The sequence below is a fragment of the Faecalibacillus sp. TM498 genome (genome assembly GCF_020589955.1).
Taxonomy (GTDB): Bacteria; Bacillota_I; Bacilli_A; order Erysipelotrichales; family Coprobacillaceae; genus Faecalibacillus; species Faecalibacillus intestinalis.
The window spans coordinates 1-4,250 of record NZ_JAJDKB010000092.1 but is presented as its reverse complement, the minus strand read 5'-3'; the positions used below and the strand labels follow the sequence as shown (position 1 = coordinate 4,250).

Below are 4,250 nucleotides of genomic sequence, written 5' to 3'. Positions count from 1 at the left end.
TCTTGAATTCCTACTGCTTTTTTACTATCACTATATTTTAATGCTGGATACCAAAATCAGGTATTATAATTAATAATTGTATTTTGCTCAATAAAGCCCATCAATAATTTGAAATATATATTTTTTTATTTGTTTAACAGCACATACTTATGAAACTTAACTTATAATTATTGTATTTTTTAGATTATTTGATTACAACTATTCTGAATAAATCATTATATAAAAAACATAGCCTCCGTTAATCCCAATTAAACTGTTTTATTAAATATAAAATATGGTATTATAAGCATATAATCAAAATGAAAGGTATTATATATTCATGAACAATACTAAAACTATGATTAAATCATTAAAAAAAGATTTTTTAAAATTATCAATTACTAAGCTAGTTACAATTTTTACTATTTTAATAGCTTTTTTCTCATCTTTATTTGCTAGCATTTCTTCTTTAATAGAAAAAGGTTATACGGAAGAACTTAGAATTAATAATGTTACAATTTCACTCTCTTCTTCTTCAATTTTTATATATTTATTTCTGCCAATAGTTTTTACAATAATAACTCTGGTTATTATTTTCACTCAAAAAGAAGACGATATCACAATAAATTTTAATACATATATTTTCAAATTCTTATGCTTTTTTCAAATAGCATTTTTTTGGTTAATAATATACTTTTTATATATTATAACAACCGATATTTCATCAATTACACTTATTCCTGCAGCAATAATGAGTTTTATATATTTGGTTATCTTTTCAACTTTTTATATAAAATTTAAAAAAAATAACTTTATTAATTTTTTAAATAAATGGTATGGTATACTTCTTTCAATTAGCTGTCTAACAGGTGTATTTTACTATTTATTAAAAATTACATTTGGTGACAAAGACCTATCAATCATGCTTTCAGGATTTGCAATTGTGTGTGCAATATCCTCAATTATTCCAATATATATTTTAGATGATTTAAAATTCTTTAAAAGCGTTAAAGTAAGAAACAAAATGAGAAAAATAATTCATAAATCTGATAGTCCTGCAAAATGTATGAAAATATTTATTTTAATTTCTATTCTGTTATTTCTCCTTAACCCATATTCTTTTAAGAATTACGGAAAAAATATCATTTATTCGGAGGCAGTCTATTCAACAACAAAATCATCCACATATTATTCATCACAAAACAACTTTGATGGTTATTTAGTTTTTAAAACAAATGATAATAAATATATTGCTGTAGAATATAAAATTGCTAAGAAGAAATCAGAAAATGAAAAGCGTACATATATTAACATCTTACCAGGATATAGATATATTAACATAAATGGAATTGAGATATTAGAACAAAAATTTACTGTTAACAAGATCCAAATAAGAAATTAAATTTATTTTTAATAAAATAATTAAATATGACCCATATAAAAAAGATGATATAATTAATACTATTATTATCATCTTTTTGTTTATTCAATTTCTCTTTTGAGTATGATAAAATACACAATTTTTTTATAATTATTTATTATTTAATAAGTATCAACTTATATTAAACATATTCGATATACAAGTATAATAAGAGCTTTAAATTTGCTCTTTGTATTAACTCAATTTACCACTAGCACTGCATTTTAAACTAACAGTTTTTGTAGCACTATTTATAGGATTACCATTTAAATAACAAATAGCCGTAGCAGTTGCTTTTGCTGTATTTCCACTTTTTGAACTAGATTTATTAGTGATTTTCCAAGTAGCATCTGTTATTGAAGTTGATGCACTAGCAGATGTACAACTAGAAGTGCTTCCGTTATATGTAAATGTTCCTTTAACAGTAAGTGACCACATTGTTTTACCTGCTGAGTTTTTACAATAAATTGTTTTACTGCCTTCTTTTGCTGAACGTGCAACTGAATTCGTAACACTAATGGAAATTTCATAATAATAACCATTCTCATAATATGTTGTATTATAATTTTCTTCCAAAGCATTTATATTAGTCGGTAAAATCAACATCAATACTAATGTTAATCCTAAAAGTAATTTTTTCATTTATTCTGTAATCTCCTTATCTTCTGTGATTCTTTCCTCATAATGAATAGGCCACATTTCATCAAATTTCTTTTTTGCTTGATTTACTGTATATATTTCGTAACATGATGTAGCTGCTACAAATAGTAGAATCAAAATGCAAATTGTTGAAATAACGTGTTTTATTTTTATTTTTTTTAAAATATATTTTGTATCTATTGTTTCATAATAAGCAACAACGATATCAATAGGAGTCCCAAATTGTTCTTCTAATTCATGATAAGAAAGATCATCGTATTCATCAATTTGTTCTTTTAAATCGTTTAAATATTTTTTTTCTTTATAACTATGAACAGGAAATAATTTATTAATATCTTTAAAATATTTTTTACTATCTTTCATAATGCTTTGTTCCATGAACAATCAGATCAATACTTTGTACAAGATTATCATAATCTTGAGTAATAGATTCCAAATATTCTTTTCCTTTCTCTTCAAGATGATAGTAGACTCTTGCTTTGTTGCCCACTAAAACAGTATTACTGGTAATATATTCTTCTTCTATAAGCTTATAAATAATAGGATACATGGTTCCATGCTTTGCTTCTATAAGATTGTCTGTTCTTTGTGAAATCTCTTTAATCATTTCATAGCCATACTTATCCTTTTCTTTGAGAATACTTAACAAAAGAAGATCAAGCTTAAATAAATAATTTGTATTTTTTGCCATAATATCCTCCAAAAATGAATTCATTTTATGTACATATTATATACGACATGTATTTTATATACAATAGGTCGTTAAACAAAATAAATATATTGACAACCTAATTAATTATGATACACTTTAAGTAAGGAAAGCGCTTACCTATAATAAAAAAGAAATGAGGTTATTGAAAATGAAAAATATAATAAAAAAATCACTAATTTCTCTTATTACTATTTCTAGTTGTGTAGGTTCAACAACTTTATTATCCAATGCTAAGGAGATTGATAATGAAATAATTCCTCAAACAATTAATATTGAAAACAACAAGATTAATTTTGAAACATATGATGATCAATCATGTTCATATGACTTAGATACTGGGAAATTCGAAATCGAAGGCGTTGGTAGTGTAGTAATCACTACAACAGTAACACATATATATGATACTTCACATACAGAAGAAGAATACTTAGAAATGGACAAACAAAAAACAATTGAAAATTTTGAAAGGTTAAAAAATTCAATTTCAACTTGTGAATATAGTGTTACTGGAATTCCATCAAATGCAGCAAGTGTTAAACAAGCTTCTTTTTCAAAAAATATTGGCGAAATTGTTGGGCAAGTATCTGATGTTTTAGATAAAATATCAAAATTAACTGCTTTATTCTCTTGCCCATGTATTCCATACAGTGGTATGCTTTCTACAATTTCCGATGTAACAGGTATTACTAGTACAGCTTTATCATTAGCATCAAGTAAAATCACATCTAAGTGGGCATATGACTTATATAGAACTTCAAAAACTTACACCGTTGGTAATACAACACAATACGGATATAGATACGTTAATAAGAGAATTATCATGGATCCTACTGTTAAAGGAAAAAAATACAAATCATGCACTTATACTTATGGAAAAACAGGTAGTTGGTGGGTAAATCAAAAACCATATTAAACAAGGAGGTTAAACTATGGATATGTATCTTATTTTATTAGTTACTATAATCTATATAGTTTCAACAATTTATATTATTAAAAATAATATAAAAAATCATATGTTCATTTATGCAGGTATCCTTCTTATGACTTTTACTAGATCTCTTGGAGATAACTGGTATCATAATTTATGCTCTATTATTTTAGCATGTGATACATTAATAATGCTTTATCTTAATAGAAAAAGTAAAATAAAGAATAACAATTAAAATATTAATAAAATTTCATACTAAAATATGGTTTACAAAAACATTAAAAAAGTAAGATTCTAATTATATTCTTACTTTTTTAATTAATCTAATTTTGTCAATTTATTAAAATGCTTATAAATTACATATTCAAAAATTGTATTTTCTATTATTTTTTAAATAAATTATGGCGCTCTAAATAATCGAGTGCTTTAGCGAAATTCGCTCTAAATTATTAAGGGGGATATTGATGTGGAATCAGTATTCCCTCTAAAATATTCTGTGCTTTTTTAAGAGGAAAATTAGGATGATGTCTGGTCCTGGTTTTCCTCCTTTT

General features: G+C 24.5%; 5 protein-coding genes. 2 read left to right on the top strand and 3 right to left on the bottom strand.

All coding sequences use genetic code 11. The features are described 5' to 3' along the window. Nucleotides 1–319 precede the first annotated feature (319 nt). A complete protein-coding gene (locus tag LJD32_RS14605; RefSeq protein ID WP_227392767.1) occupies nt 320–1,381 on the top strand; it encodes a hypothetical protein in 1,062 nt (353 codons plus the stop codon). 213 nt (nt 1,382–1,594) lie between these two features. Here LJD32_RS14605 and LJD32_RS14600 read toward each other — a convergent pair whose 3' ends face one another. Genes LJD32_RS14600 through LJD32_RS14590 form a run of 3 tightly spaced genes read right to left on the bottom strand, consistent with a single transcriptional unit; the run spans nt 1,595 to nt 2,750 of the window. Then, entirely contained in the window at nt 1,595–2,041 is a 447-nt protein-coding gene (locus LJD32_RS14600; RefSeq protein WP_227392766.1) for a hypothetical protein, read from the bottom strand. Further along, nucleotides 2,042–2,422 (bottom strand): DUF6120 family protein, encoded by a 381-nt coding sequence (locus LJD32_RS14595; protein WP_227392765.1) that lies wholly within the window; start codon nt 2,420–2,422, stop codon nt 2,042–2,044. Beyond that, nucleotides 2,412–2,750: a PadR family transcriptional regulator gene (locus tag LJD32_RS14590; RefSeq protein WP_227392764.1), complete on the bottom strand. Its 339-nt coding sequence runs from the start codon at nt 2,748–2,750 to the stop codon at nt 2,412–2,414. Before LJD32_RS14590 ends, LJD32_RS14595 begins: the two co-directional genes overlap by 11 nt. A gap of 169 nt (nt 2,751–2,919) precedes the next feature. On the opposite strand from LJD32_RS14590, the gene LJD32_RS14585 reads away from it, so the two are divergent. Next, nucleotides 2,920–3,684 carry a hypothetical protein gene (locus LJD32_RS14585; RefSeq protein WP_227392763.1) on the top strand — a complete coding sequence of 255 codons (765 nt, stop codon included), beginning with the start codon at nt 2,920–2,922 and terminating at the stop codon, nt 3,682–3,684. Nucleotides 3,685–4,250 lie beyond the last annotated feature (566 nt).

Coding starts and splice junctions, on each gene's coding strand:
- LJD32_RS14605 (WP_227392767.1), top strand. CDS start 320: ATGAACAATACTAAAACTATGATTAAATCATTAAAAAAAGATTTTTTA.
- LJD32_RS14600 (WP_227392766.1), bottom strand. CDS start 2,041: ATGAAAAAATTACTTTTAGGATTAACATTAGTATTGATGTTGATTTTA.
- LJD32_RS14595 (WP_227392765.1), bottom strand. CDS start 2,422: ATGAAAGATAGTAAAAAATATTTTAAAGATATTAATAAATTATTTCCT.
- LJD32_RS14590 (WP_227392764.1), bottom strand. CDS start 2,750: ATGGCAAAAAATACAAATTATTTATTTAAGCTTGATCTTCTTTTGTTA.
- LJD32_RS14585 (WP_227392763.1), top strand. CDS start 2,920: ATGAAAAATATAATAAAAAAATCACTAATTTCTCTTATTACTATTTCT.